The organism is Rhizobium sp. LARHSG275 (assembly GCF_052871115.1).
In genome coordinates this window covers 313,534-326,445 of record NZ_JBIXJN010000002.1, presented here as the reverse complement: position 1 = coordinate 326,445, position 12,912 = coordinate 313,534, and the positions used below count along the sequence as shown (strand labels likewise).

13 protein-coding genes and 2 pseudogenes are annotated in these 12,912 nt (G+C 60.2%); 6 read left to right on the top strand and 9 right to left on the bottom strand.

Annotation, left to right across the window (positions count from 1 at the left end; all coding sequences use genetic code 11):
- Window positions 1–8: 8 nt before the first annotated feature.
- Window positions 9–1,313 (bottom strand): ABC transporter substrate-binding protein, encoded by a 1,305-nt coding sequence (locus tag ACIPSK_RS03555; protein WP_162118656.1) that lies wholly within the window; start codon window positions 1,311–1,313, stop codon window positions 9–11.
- A gap of 198 nt (window positions 1,314–1,511) precedes the next feature.
- Here ACIPSK_RS03555 and ACIPSK_RS03550 point away from each other — a divergent pair, with 198 nt between their 5' ends.
- Genes ACIPSK_RS03550 through ACIPSK_RS03540 form a run of 3 tightly spaced genes read left to right on the top strand, consistent with a single transcriptional unit; the run spans window position 1,512 to window position 4,505 of the window.
- Window positions 1,512–2,711, top strand: a complete 1,200-nt coding sequence (locus tag ACIPSK_RS03550) for an ROK family transcriptional regulator (protein WP_162118657.1) — start codon at window positions 1,512–1,514, stop codon at window positions 2,709–2,711.
- Window positions 2,712–2,744: 33 nt separating this feature from the next.
- Window positions 2,745–3,845, top strand: a complete 1,101-nt coding sequence (locus tag ACIPSK_RS03545; RefSeq protein ID WP_162118658.1) for a Gfo/Idh/MocA family protein — start codon at window positions 2,745–2,747, stop codon at window positions 3,843–3,845.
- Window positions 3,846–3,863: 18 nt separating this feature from the next.
- On the top strand, window positions 3,864–4,505 hold the full coding sequence (locus ACIPSK_RS03540; RefSeq protein ID WP_162118659.1) for a ThuA domain-containing protein: 642 nt from the start codon (window positions 3,864–3,866) through the stop codon (window positions 4,503–4,505).
- Between the two features lie 166 nt (window positions 4,506–4,671).
- Here the strand turns inward: ACIPSK_RS03540 and ACIPSK_RS03535 are convergent, their stop codons facing one another.
- Both ACIPSK_RS03535 and ACIPSK_RS03530 read right to left on the bottom strand, forming a co-directional pair.
- Window positions 4,672–5,148 carry a DUF2938 domain-containing protein gene (locus ACIPSK_RS03535; protein WP_162118660.1) on the bottom strand — a complete coding sequence of 159 codons (477 nt, stop codon included), beginning with the start codon at window positions 5,146–5,148 and terminating at the stop codon, window positions 4,672–4,674.
- Window positions 5,149–5,283: 135 nt separating this feature from the next.
- Window positions 5,284–5,373, bottom strand: a pseudogene (locus tag ACIPSK_RS03530) (MarR family transcriptional regulator); the annotation flags it as partial.
- Between ACIPSK_RS03530 and ACIPSK_RS03525 the strand changes: the two are divergent.
- Window positions 5,362–5,688, top strand: a pseudogene (locus tag ACIPSK_RS03525) (FAD-dependent monooxygenase); the annotation flags it as partial. The pseudogenes ACIPSK_RS03530 and ACIPSK_RS03525 sit on opposite strands and share 12 nt — an antisense overlap.
- A 97-nt stretch (window positions 5,689–5,785) precedes the next feature.
- Here the strand turns inward: ACIPSK_RS03525 and ACIPSK_RS03520 are convergent.
- The 3 genes from ACIPSK_RS03520 to ACIPSK_RS03510 form a co-directional block, all read right to left on the bottom strand.
- Window positions 5,786–6,052 (bottom strand): hypothetical protein, encoded by a 267-nt coding sequence (locus ACIPSK_RS03520; protein WP_017964219.1) that lies wholly within the window; start codon window positions 6,050–6,052, stop codon window positions 5,786–5,788.
- Entirely contained in the window at window positions 6,052–6,222 is a 171-nt protein-coding gene (locus ACIPSK_RS03515) for a hypothetical protein (RefSeq protein ID WP_162039352.1), read from the bottom strand. Before ACIPSK_RS03515 ends, ACIPSK_RS03520 begins: the two co-directional genes overlap by 1 nt.
- Before the next feature lie 127 nt (window positions 6,223–6,349).
- Window positions 6,350–6,607 (bottom strand): DUF982 domain-containing protein, encoded by a 258-nt coding sequence (locus tag ACIPSK_RS03510; RefSeq protein ID WP_017964218.1) that lies wholly within the window; start codon window positions 6,605–6,607, stop codon window positions 6,350–6,352.
- A 439-nt stretch (window positions 6,608–7,046) separates the two neighbouring features.
- Between ACIPSK_RS03510 and ACIPSK_RS03505 the strand changes: the two genes are divergently transcribed.
- Entirely contained in the window at window positions 7,047–7,874 is an 828-nt protein-coding gene (locus ACIPSK_RS03505) for a nickel-binding protein (protein WP_162118661.1), read from the top strand.
- Window positions 7,875–8,156: 282 nt separating this feature from the next.
- Here ACIPSK_RS03505 and ACIPSK_RS03500 read toward each other — a convergent pair whose 3' ends face one another.
- Window positions 8,157–8,447 (bottom strand): DUF982 domain-containing protein, encoded by a 291-nt coding sequence (locus tag ACIPSK_RS03500; protein WP_017964215.1) that lies wholly within the window; start codon window positions 8,445–8,447, stop codon window positions 8,157–8,159.
- An 859-nt stretch (window positions 8,448–9,306) separates the two neighbouring features.
- Window positions 9,307–9,786 carry a hypothetical protein gene (locus ACIPSK_RS03495; RefSeq protein WP_168724934.1) on the bottom strand — a complete coding sequence of 160 codons (480 nt, stop codon included), beginning with the start codon at window positions 9,784–9,786 and terminating at the stop codon, window positions 9,307–9,309.
- Between the two features lie 285 nt (window positions 9,787–10,071).
- Between ACIPSK_RS03495 and ACIPSK_RS03490 the strand changes: the two genes are divergently transcribed.
- Window positions 10,072–10,809 (top strand): hypothetical protein, encoded by a 738-nt coding sequence (locus tag ACIPSK_RS03490; protein ID WP_162118662.1) that lies wholly within the window; start codon window positions 10,072–10,074, stop codon window positions 10,807–10,809.
- Between the two features lie 18 nt (window positions 10,810–10,827).
- On the opposite strand, the gene ACIPSK_RS03485 is transcribed toward ACIPSK_RS03490, so the two are convergent.
- Window positions 10,828–12,321, bottom strand: coding sequence for an FAD-dependent monooxygenase (locus tag ACIPSK_RS03485; protein ID WP_162118663.1), 1,494 nt, complete (start codon window positions 12,319–12,321; stop codon window positions 10,828–10,830).
- Window positions 12,322–12,912: the final 591 nt, after the last annotated feature.

The window sequence follows — 12,912 nt, the reverse complement described above, 5'->3', positions numbered from 1 at the left end:
GGCGCTGGTTATTGTTCCAGCTCGAAAGCGTCCTGGATCATCTGGGCACCGTCCTTGGAATTCATCTGGCCGGAGACGATTTCCACGGAGACGTCGTTGACGACACGGCCGACGGCCGCGCCGAGATCCTGGTCGAAGAAGTTCTGATGCCAGGTCGAACCGGCAAGCTGTTTGGCCGATTCGGCCAGCAGCGGATTGACGACGCCGTCATCGGCGCCGACGGCAACGGGAAGCAACATGCCGGCCTTGGCCATCGCCCGCTCGTTTTCCGCATTGGTGAGGAAGGCGAGGAAATCGAGCGCTTCCTTGGAGGCCTTCTTGGTGACGGCCCAGCCGTTCAGGCCGCCAAGCGTATCGGTCGGTTTGCCGGCGCCGCCTTCGACCGTCGGGAAGACGAAACGGCCGATATTGTCTGATGAAAGCCCCTTGCCGTCGCCGGCATTCTTGCGCTGGTTGGCCTCGGTCGCTTCAAAGCCGAGGATCATCGCAGCCTTGCCGTCGCCGAAAACGCCGAGCGTCTGCGGCCAGGTCGCACCGAGATAGCCGGGCTGGAACGGCTCGAGCTTGCCGAGTTCGGCGAGGTCGTCGCCGGCCTTGATGATAGCGGGATCAAGGAAACCTTCGCCCTCGCCGTTCTTGGCCGCTTCGAACACCTTCTGGCCGCCCTCGCGCATGACGAGATAGCTCCAGTAGAAATGGATAGGCCATTTCTCACCACCGCCGCCGGCGATCGGCACGATGCCGGCCGCCTTGATCTTCTGAACCGTGGCGAGAAAATCGCTCCACGTCTTGATGTCTTCGGCTTTGACGCCCGCCTTGGCAAACAGCGTCTTGTTGTAGAAGAAGCTGACGAGACCGACCTTGTAGGGAATGGCCCAGGTCTTGCCGTCGAAAGTCAGGCCATCGACCGAAGCCGGGGTATAGGCGCTGCGCAGCTTGCCGCCATCGCCATCAAGCGCTGCCGTCACATCCTGGAGCGCGCCGGTTTCGGACTGCTGCTTCAACACGCCGCCGCCCCAGCTGAAAAAGAAATCCGGCACGTCGTCGGACTGGAGCAATGTCGGAAGCTTGGCCTTGAAGGCCTCGTTTTCGAGGAACTGCATCTGGATGTCGACGTCGGGATGCTGGGCTTCGTATTTCTTGACGATGTCTTCCCAGGCCGCGACGTTTTTCGGGTCGAGCTCGAGATGCAGCCATTTCACCACTGTCGTCGCCGAGGCGGCGCCCGCTCCCGCCAACAACAGGCCGGCTGCCGCAGCCATGGATACAATGCGCCTGCCGCCGAAAGCGGCGTTCTTCAGCATAAAATTCATTGATTTTCCTCCCAGGGGTCTATCCTCACAATTTTTCCCCTATGCGGATTAATTCAACGGAGCTTTGCCCGGATGTCAACCCAATCGCTGCTATTTTTACCAAATACGCTTGACAGGCCCACGGGATTGCCTGCTATTTATTTCGTAACCCGTTAAAAATATTGGGTTCCGCCCAACAAACGATGCCGGCTAGTTTTTATGAAGACCGCAGATCCAGAATTGATGCGCGCGATCAATCGCTTGAACGTGCTCGATACCATCCGGCGCCATGGTCCGATCTCGCGGATAGAGATCAGCGAGCGTACCGAACTCTCCACCACAACCGTTTCGGCGATCACCGCCTCGCTGCTCGACGACGGGCTGATCCTGCCGCGCCATGAAGGCGACATCCGCAACGAGGCGGTGCGCGGCAGGCCGCGCGTGGCGCTGGAGCTCAATCCGGATGCCGCCCGCGTGGTGGGGGGCAAGATCGCCGCCAACCGGATGGTCTTCGTCGTCACCAATTTCCGCGGCGACGTGCTGTCGAAGCTTTCCCTGCCGATCCGCATCGACCGGCAGCCAATCGGCGTCATCGCCGATCTCGTCGAGGACGGCGTCAGGCGTTGCGTCGTCGATGCCGGGCTGTCGCTGGAGGATGTCGACAGCGTCTGCCTCGGCTTTCCCGGCGTCATCGAGCACCGCACCGGCTATATCAGAAGCAGCCCGATCTTTCGCGACACCAACGTCGATTTCGCCGCCGAGATGTCGACGCGGCTGGCAACGCCGACCATCGTCGAAAGTGATGCGCATGCCATCACGCTTGGCCATCACTGGTTCGGAAAGGCGCGTGATCTCGAGGATATGGTATTGATTTCGCTCGAACAAACGTTGGGGCTCGGAGTGCTGCACGGCAACAGCCTGTTTCGCGGCGCCGGCGGCCTCAGCCACAATCTCGGCGACCTCGTGCTCGGCATGGGGCCGAACGGCGTCATCCGGCTTTTCAGCCAGGCCGGCGAAAGCGCCATCCTCGGCGAACAACCAGCCGACGGGCGTTTTGCCGAAGCGATCCGGCTCGGCCGCGGCATGAACCATGCGCAGGCGCTGATCAAGGCCGATGACGACCGGCTGATCAGCGCCGCCATCCGCGCCGGCGAAGCGGTGGGATTGACCATCGCCAACATCGTCACGCTGTTTGCGCCGCCCCGCGTCATCCTTGTGGGCTCGAGCCTGGCGCTTGGCGAACCCTTTCTGAACAGCCTGCGCGATGCCTATGCGCTCGCCATTCCGCCGTCGCTGAAGGGGGTGAGCGAACTCGTCTTCGACGATTCGAGCGATGATTTCTGGGCGCAGGGCGCGGCTGCCGTGGCGCTCTACGAGCTTTACGAATCGCCCTGGAGCACGACCGGGCCGGCGCTCTGACGGGCGCCACAATCACAATCAATGGAGGAATTCATGGAGAGAGTCGGTATCGGCATCATCGGATGCGGCAATATTTCAGGCGCCTATCTCACGGCGATGGCATCCTTTCCCATTCTCGATATTCGCGGCGTTGCCGATCTCAATCGGGAGCTGGCCGAGGCGAAGGCTAAGGAATTCAACGTTCCGGCCCGATCGATCGAAGAGCTTTTCGCCGATCCGAAGGTCGAGATCATCGTCAATCTGACGATCCCGAAAGCCCATGTCGCGGTCGCGCTGCAGGCGCTCGAGGCCGGCAAACATACCTATTCGGAAAAGCCGCTCGGGATTAATTTCGCGGAAGGGAAAAAATTGGCGGATGCCGCCAAGGCGAGGAATCTGCGCATTGGTGCTGCCCCCGACACCTTTCTCGGCGGTGGCCACCAGACGGCCCGCGCGCTGATCGACCAGGGCGTCATCGGCCAGCCGGTCGGCGGCTCTGCGAGCTTCATGTGCCCGGGCCATGAGCGCTGGCATCCGAACCCGGACTTCTATTACGAAGTCGGCGGCGGGCCGATGCTCGACATGGGTCCCTATTACATCACCGATCTCGTCAATCTTCTCGGACCGGTTTCGCAAGTTGCGGGTTTTGCGACGACGCCGCGCGCCGAACGGCTGATCACCAGCGAACCGCGCAATGGCGAGCGCATTCCCGTCCATGTGCCGACCCATGTCGCCGGCATGATGCGTTTTGAGAACGGCGCCGTCGTGCAGATCGCCATGAGCTTCGATGTCGCCGGCCACAAGCATGTGCCGCTTGAGGTCTACGGCACCGAAGGCACGCTTGTTGTGCCCGATCCCAACAAGTTCGCCGGCCCGGTGGAATATCTGAAGAAGGGTGGGCCGTTCGAGGACCAACCGGTCACCACGCCCTATGCCGACGGCAATTATCGCTCGCTCGGCGTCGCCGACATGGCGCATGCGATCCGCTCCAACCGGCCGCACCGCGCCAATGGCGACCTGGCGCTGCATGTGCTCGAAGTCATGGAAGCCTTCCACATCGCCGCCGCGACCGGCCGAACGGTCGCGATCACCACGGCGACGGAGCGCCCTGCCCCGCTGTCCCAATCCATCGTCGACGGACGGCTGGCGAAATAAGTTTCAGGAGGAAAGACTATGCGTGAAGCACTGATCGTCTGGGGCGGCTGGAGCGGGCATGAGCCGCAGGAGTGCGCCGAAATCATCAAGACCATGCTCGAGGAAGACGGTTTCAAGGTCTATCTCGAACACGGCACCGAGGCGCTTGCCGACCCTTCCGTCCATGATCTCAGCCTCGTCGTGCCGATCATGACGATGTCGAAGATCGAGAAGGAGGAGGTCAAGAATCTCGCCACGGCGATCGAAAGCGGCGTCGGTATCGCCGGCTATCACGGCGGCGCGGGCGATGCCTTCCGCGACTCCGTCGACTACCAGTTCATCATCGGCGGCCAGTGGGTGGCTCACCCCGGCAACATCATCGACTATACCGTCAACATCACCCGGTCCGACGATCCCCTCATGGAGGGCATTGCCGATTTCCCCTATACGTCAGAGCAATATTACATGCATGTCGACCCCTCAAACGAGGTTCTGGCGACGACGAAATTCACCGGCGAACACGCCTACTGGATCGACGGCGTCGTCATGCCCGTCGTCTGGAAGCGGAAATACGGCAAGGGCCGCGTCTTCTATTCCTCGCTCGGCCATCAGGCCAAAGAATTCGACGTTCCCCAGATGAAGACCATCTTCCGCCGCGGCGCCAACTGGGCGGCGCGGTGAGGCTGTCCGGTTTGTAGGCATCCAAGAAAGGCCCCTCCCCAACTCCCCACAAGGGGGAGGGGCTAACCCGGAGCGCCCACCTCGTTCTTCTTGAAACGTCGCAGATCTAGAAAGCGGGTGCGGCATCTTAGCCCCTCCCCCTTGTGGGGAGGGGTTTTGGCTGATCTCAGCCGATGATCAACGCCGTGCCGTAAAGCCCCAATGCAAACACCATATGAGCCAGCAGATTGAAGCACCGGACCTTGTTCGGGGTCGGATGTTTGGAAGCGGCCCAGCCGATGCCGAGGCCGGGCTGCAGGAGGAACCACCCTGCCCCGACGGTGATGATGCCGAAGATCCAGGCGGGTAGAAATGTCGGGGCCGCCAGCCAGGCCGAGCCCATGATGATGGCGAAGATCACCCCATAGAGGATGCCGACGGCGTAGTGGCCGATCCAGCCGAGAGCCAGTTCACTGCCATAGGGCTCGGCGTCGGCAATGCTCTCGTGAAAGACCTTGCCGCGGCTAAGGTGCCAGAACCAGCGTCCCACAGGCGCCCAGTTGGGCGCCGCCTGGCCGAACTGGGTGAGCAGGATCGCCCAGAGGTCCATCAGGATGGTTGCGCCGGCGCCGATCACCAGGCCGCGCCACAGAATATCGAACATTGGGAATCACCGGAAAACGTTGCGATTGCAGGACGCTACAAGATCATCGCCGACGCGCCGGCGCAATGGCTCCGGTGAATTCAAAGGCCACATTCCGGAGTGATTCAGAGGCTAATCCGCCTGCGGTTCGCCCTCGCCCATCCGCTCGCGGGCGATATCGATGCGATCGGTCATTGCCTTGCCCTTCGGGCTGATGACCGCCTCGCGCACGCGGCGGTCGGCGGACAGGGCCTGAATACCAGCGTTCAGGACGCCCATAATCTCGGATGGAAACTGGCGGCGGTTGCTGCCAGCGCCCCTGACGCGCTGCTCGACAGCTATGAGGAAGAGCGCCGCCGCCGTGCTCGGTCTGGCGACCAATCTCCTCGACGCCATGAAGCGCGGCGATATGCGGGCGCGGCCGTGATGTGCATCAACTCGATATCGGCTATCCCAATTCCTCCCTCGCGCTGGAAAAGCCGGAGCGGAACGCCGGCCTGCTTGCGTGCGCCCGATGCGCCGCTCAAAGCTGTCGCCGGCCAGCCGACGCGTCCGCTCGAAAGCGTTGCGGCAGATCCTTCGAGGCTCCGCCCGATGGGCAACGTATAAGGATGAGGAGCGTTAGAGGTGCCGCGCTATAAACGGGGCACACGGATCTTTAGAGGGCATCCCGCTCGTATCGCGGCGCCCATCCGCGGGCCATCCCGCGGCTCATCACGCTTTCCGCCAGCGCCAATTGCTGGCGGAGATGTTTGCAGTCATCGAGCAGCGAGCGTATCGCCGCCTTGGCATTGTCGTCATGCCAGGCAAGCACGGCTTCGACTTCCCAAGCTTGATCTGGCCAGGCTTGATCGGGCCAGGTTTGATCAGGTCCAGTTTGTTCGGGTCGAGGCCGATGGGGTTCCAAGACTTTTGCCGGCTGCATCAGTTCAGCGCCAACGGCAATTGCACAGGGCGCGGCAATGGCGGCAGCGGCCGGCTGAGTTCGACCTTTCTCTGCCAGGCGGCGCGCCGCTGTTGATCCCGCTCGCGGGCTGCGCGGGACGCTTCGACGAGCGCGAGGGCGTTGGCGATCACCTGTTCCGTATGCGTCATGATCATCTCCAATGTTCCTGTTTTGTTCTACGTTAGAACTTCGGCAGGAAAAGTCAAGCGTTGGGATGATATGGCTTTGAGGATGGGTGTGGCCAGGCGGAGGCTGGGGTCGAGGCGAGCCAGATACTCAGTCGGCCGCTTCTATGACGGCGATGCCGGCCTCCTGTGCTGCCCTGATGAAGGCCGCCCGCACGTGTTCCGGTGGGAGATCGCCGATGATCGCATCCAGGCACGACTTGACGGCCTCGAAATACTCTTCACCATCGTCTACCGGCCAGTCGCGCAGCAGCGTGCGCGCGGCGTCCCACACAGAGTTAATAACGGCATAATGGCCGATCCCCATTGAGGCCAAGCCAACCGGTCGAAAATGTGCCGTCTGTCTCACTTTGCTACAGCTTTTCCCAATTTCAGTGGAGCTCATGGGTACGATGCAAGTTGCGTGCCGTTGGTAGGCCGCGTCACCAGCCGAAGGGTGGCTTCACGGGATTTGATCTTGGTCAGCGATGCTCGCAGTGTAGGTGTTCCTTTCGTCCGCTCCAGATCCCCTGCAGCCGCTGCTTTTGAGAACATGGAGCCTGAACTGGGATCCTGCGATCAGTCATTAAGCGACTGATTATGGTAAATATCGGGCTTCCCCTCCCAGGCCTGCTGATTAAAACTCAGTCTTTCCTTTTATACTCTACAAGGATTACAGCAACTCATATGCATTGCCGGAAGCAAAAACCCCTATAATCATTCATGGATTGTCCCAGAGGTGGACGGAGTTTCATCCGGGTCGTACAATGCCATTATCCTGCACGCGGCGGATCTGGGAGGAGCGCGCGATGCCTATCTTCATGGACCGGCACTTTCTTGAAGGAACGTCAGCCGCCGACGTTGCCAGGGCGCATCGCATGGATCTCGATATCCAGGACAAGTACGGCGTCAAATTCCTGACCTACTGGTTCGATCAGCGGCGCGGGACCGCCTTTTGCCTCGTGGATGCACCGGATGCCGAAACCGCGCAATGTGTGCATCGCGAAGCGCACGGCTTCGTCGCCGCCGAGATCGTCGAGGTTGCCTTGTCGGCGGTCGAGGCTTTTCTCGGCCGAATTCACGATCCTGAGCCGGCACCCGGTCAGTCGTCCAGCGACGTCGATCCCGGCCACCGAGCAATCCTCTTTACCGACATCGTCGGATCGACAGCGATGACATCGCGCCTCGGCGACCGGATTGCGACCGAAATGGTCAGAGCCCATGATGCCATCGTGCGCCGATGCCTCAGCCAGAATTCGGGCCGCGAAGTGAAACACACCGGCGACGGCATCATGGCGGCCTTCGCCGCGACAACAGCAGCCGTCGAATGCGCAATGGCGATCCAGCGGGAATTCAAGCGTTACAACGGCGGTAACACCGAACCGATCCACATCCGCATTGGACTGGACTGCGGCGAACCGGTCGAGGACAGCAACGACCTCTTCGGCTCGACCGTGCAACTTGCCGCGCGTCTCTGTGCGGCAGCCTCCAGCGACCAGATCCTCGTCTCGGAGAACATTTTTCGCGAATACGGCGCCGCCGATCTCTTCGCTCACGTAGCGCGCCGACGGTTCAAGGGGTTTTCGAAGCCCATGCTGGTCTTCCGATGCGATTGGGCCAGCGCCGGCCTTGGCTAAGATTTGTCGAGATCCAACACCCGAACAGGCATCTGCCTCTTGGCAGGGCTTGCCGCGCCGCGCGCTTGGTGGCGAAGAAATAGGCGATCATCAAAGCATAGGGCGCAAAACTGTGCCGCGATTTTGGGACAGCGACATGCGTGAAAACAAAGAGCTGAAGGCGAAGAGCGAATCTGGAGTTTGCGACCACTTCAGGCCAGCAGACGTTGAGACGAGAACGCACCGCAAAGTGGCGGCGCGTTCTCGTCTGCTATCGGATAGCCTCGTCAAAAGCCTGTCTTGCTAAGCATTGCCCATATGCTCGTTCATCAGCCGCTCGAATTTGGGGCCACCCTCGACCTTCGCCAGCACGCCCGACATCTTGAGGAACCGACGGAAATTCTCGCGTGCAGCGCTCAGCGGGAAACGCCCGTTGGCGGTATCTCTGCACGCCTTCAACAGCGTTTCATATGCCAAACCCCGTTTGTCCTCCGGCCACTCCTCCAGAACATCGAAGATTTCATCGAGGCACGTGACCTCATCGATGAAATGTTGACGATGCAGCAGAATCGGATCAAACCGAGTTGACGACATAGTATCCTCCCATTTATATTACTATTTTATGGCGTAATTCTACTGAAGAACCCCGATTTATTCAAGTCAAAATCAAATTCGCCTGACTATTAACGGCCATGCAACTACTTCCATAACGGCAGAATAGCCCGATCAGACTAGACTGAAGCGAAGTTGATCATCGGCTGAGGTTCGACGCATCACGATTTGAGATTGGTTGATCAATCATACGAATGTTTCGGCTCAGCTGAGCGTGCGTCTAGCGCCCCAGAAGTTTTCGCATAGGCTCGTGTTGGCATGGTAGATTGCCACCATGACAACCTTGCGAGGAGACGTTCAGATGAACCAATTTTTTACGTTGGTAGCGGGAGTGCTGATCGGCGTATCCGCGATCACGTCTTCCTGTACGTCGCCTGCAAGGCAGGATCACCAGGATTATCAATACCAGCGGAATACATCGGTAAACCCGGCATGCGCGGATGGGTTCAGACCCGGCAATGCTCGCTCGTGCAGCTATTGAAAGATTTAGAACCGAAATTGGTTTTGCACCAGGGGCGGCACGCGACAGCAATGGGCCGTTCGGGAACTCCTAACCTGCTTCACCGTTATGTGATCGGGCCACAGTTGGCCCGATCTCAAACAGGAGAACGGTTTCCCATGAACAATTTGATTTGGCTCGTCGGCGCTGTCGTTATCGTGCTCGCGATTTTGAGTTTCTTCGGATTCCGCTGATTGCAGACGTGCTGATGGAATGTGGCGACTGAACCGCGCCTTCCCTTCCTGGCGATCGGATGGAGGGCGAATTCCTCCGCGCCGATGATCGATAGGGAGTGGGAGCGCCTCAAACCGCGGAAGCCTTGAGCGGCGTCAAAGCCGTCAATCACCTCTCGCAAAGCTTCGCGAGGTTCTTCTCGAGGCTTCGCCGCAGCGCCTCGGAAATCTCGGTCTGGAGTCCATTGACAACATCGCCGAAGCGACCGCCAGTCTGCACGATCTCGATCGAACTCTCGGCGGTCTTGCAAGTCGCAAGGTCGACCTGCAGATGGACTTCCGCGGTCGCCGAGAACCCGCCTTTGACGATAGCTTCGTCCGATGTCTTGCAGGCCAGCGTGCCTCGGGCACTGGCCTGCGCGGCGTCGCCATTCACCGACACCTGGAGGTTTTCGATCTTCACGGAATCGAGCTTGTCGACGCCGACCTGCACGGTAATCCCAAAACTCGAGACCTTCGCCTTGAGCGACCTGCAAGGTTGCGCGTCTGCGATCGCCCGCTCCAGCGCATTCGCTGCTTGCGCCTGTGAGACGGTGAGCGGTTGCAAGACAAGAGCACCTGCCGCAAGCGGGCCCAGCCAATTACGCATCTCTTTCTCCGTTCCGTATAGTCCGATGAGCAGTCCGCGGATGCCCGGCATCATAAGCGTGGAACAGGCTGTCGGCAAAGCAATGCCGATCGCCGCCACACAGTCGTGCTTTGCTATCGCGTTTGCCATTTTCCGAGCAACATCGGGTCGATTCGGGATCGACCGCCATGTCCTCGACTATCCTCAGAATGACGTGTGAACAGCGCGAAAAGTGGATGATCACCCCCTCGGTCTTCCTTTACAATCAGTCGTTTCGGCCTCTCAAGCCAGTGCATGGGAAAATCGATGGATCGTCTTTTTGGTGCAGATGAAGTGGCGCAATCGGAGAAGCGGGCTGCAGAAGCGGATCGGCCGGAGGGCTTGGCGCGGAATGTTGCGGTCATCAAGATCGGCAACTGTCTGCTGGGTTACAAGGCCGTCCAGCGCCGCATGCGGGCCAGCCGTTGGAACCATTTCCGCGGCCGGATGCGCGAGATCGAAAAACTGATCAGGCATCGTCACGGAGACATTGTGCCCGAGGCCGACGACGCATTGATCTATGTCGAGGTGATCGCCAGCCTCGCCCTTGTCGAATTCAAGGAAGAGTTCGTCGACGTCGTGCTCGGCTGGGCGGCGCGATGGCTGCCATGGGCTGGGAAAGCCGACATGGAGGAAGTCATCTACGAGCGGACAAAGGTGCGCTTTTCTGACTTGTCGGCCGACGCTCTCGGTCATGCTCTGTACCTAAGCTACGCGGAACGAAGTGCCCTCGATATCCGCACCATCGGTGCCTTCGATGTGCCGAAGCGGAAGCGAGAAAAATTGCAAAAGGAAAAGCGGCGGCAGCGAGACCGAAGCCGGAAAGAGGAGCAGCGCCGTGCCGTCGGCGCGCGTTCCAGAGCCGATTATCTCGCCCATTCTTTGAGTGCAGCGCGCCCCTGGGAGGCTTTCGGCATCAGCCGCCGGACGTGGGAACGTCGCGGCAAACCGATGCCGGATCCCGCGACGATATCGGATTGCGGTTCGATCTCGCTCGCCGCCTAGGTCGGAGCTTCTCGGCCTTTAGCAGGGTGGTCCGAACCAGCTATTCACAGCCTCTTGCAAACCATCCTGCATCCCGTTACCCGCCCACGCCACATATCCATCGGGCCGGATCAACACTGCGGTGGGCGCGGAGACCGCACCCAGCGCAGGCAGCTCCCATGCACCGTCATATCCGGCGTCGACCAGCGTGATGCGGTCAGACCACGGCGCGATGTCGAAGCTGCCGGGCGCGTCGAGGTTCAAGAACACAGGCCGCGCATCTTGGAGCAGCGTAGAGAGACGCAGAGGACCATCAGGTGTGGTGAGGTCAAGGTCAGGCATGCGGCGGCCGAGCAGCGGATGCCCCTCACCGAGGTCGTAATGGATACCAAGTCCCGACATTTCGGCCGCGATCCGTTTGCGCGGTTCCTCCATGCCAAGCAGCTCCGTCACGATGTCTCGCAAGGCTTCGGTGCGATCGTCGGTCCGCTGCAACGCGACCTGCGCCATCGTCATGCGCAACACGCGGGCCGCAACCGGATGCCGCTCGGCGTGATAGGTGTCGAGCAAGGCTTCGGGCGACGTGCCTTTTACCACCTGGGCCAACTTCCAACCGAGATTGACGGCATCCTGCACACCGGTATTCAGGCCTTGTCCGCCGACTGGAGAATGCACATGGGCGGCATCGCCGGCGAGGAGTACCCGGCCCTTGCGGTAGGCCGTTGCCTGCCTGGACATGTCGGTGAACCTGGAAATCCAGTTGACGCGATGGAGTCCGTAATCCGTTCCGAAGGCGGCGATAAGTGCGTCCCTGAGATCCCCGAGGGTCGGCTCGGTCCTGGCGCCGGCATTCTTCTCCGGCACCATCACGCCGACCGGACCTTCCTTGGCAAAGACGATCTTGCGGTCGTGGATTTCATACTCCTCCCTGCCAAAGGCATAAATGCCAAGGGCCGTGCGATGGATGCCCAATGGCGGCTCCTCTTCCATCTCCACTTCGGCGAGAATGTTGCTGATCGTCGGATCCCATCCTTCAAACGCAATGCCTGCAGCCTTGCGAACCAGACTGCGGCCGCCATCGCAGCCGACGAGATAGCGTGCCTTGAGCGAAGCGCCATTGGATAGCTCAATGGTGACGCTGGTGTCGTGCTGCGCAAAACCCGTTACCTCAAGGCCGCGATGGATCGGCACCTCGAGCTCGCCGACCCAGCCGGCCAGAATGCGCTCGATATGCTTCTGCCTCAACGCCAGCCCGTAATTGTGCCGGGTCGGAAAATCGCTGATGTCCAGACGTGTGACCGCGAACCCCGTGACCTGGGCTATCTGCCCTTCCGCAAGGAACCGGTCGACAACGCCACGCTGATCGAGAACCTCGAGCGTGCGCGCACTCAGACCGCCGGCACGCGTACCGGCAAGCTCCTGGTTGGGTCGGCGCTCGACAATGGCGACGTCGACGCCTGCCAAGGCAAGCTCGCCTGCCAGCATCAGGCCCGTCGGCCCTGCCCCTGATACCACGACTGCATGTTCCCTCATCCGCAGACTCCCTTATTTCAATTGTTCCAATGCGATCTCTCAGGGTCTAATGAGACCTCGTCTCACTGCACCACCCCGATCTCATCGGTCCTGCGCAGCTGGCGATTTTCTCTGTCGCAGGTTGTTCTACCTATAATTATAAACCTCATACTGGTTGGAAGGACTTGCGACAGGATTCCTGGCTTGCTCTCTAAAGCCATGTTCTTTGCCACTTGCAGGTCTCTTGCTGTGGAGCTTGAGCTTTTCAATACGACCTGACCGGGTGGGCGCCGGATCTGGCAGGCGCCCACCCGGGGTCGTTCCTCTCGAAGGGGATCAATCAATTGCGGAACGACGTATCTTACTGCGGAGCCGGAGCTTTTTGCGGAATCGTATCGGCCGCTGGTCGCTCAGACGGATCAGCGGGATGGCCATAGATTGTGTACACGGCCCCCGCCAGCACCCCCAAAAGGAGGAGCGCGGCTACGTACAACATCATGCTACGGATTGCCGTCTTTGGTGTCTCGTCCATTGGGGATCTCCAGGATTACTCAACGGTCAAATTCAATGCGGGCGCTGTTGGTTCCGAGGTGGAGGTTGTTCAGGTGAGTA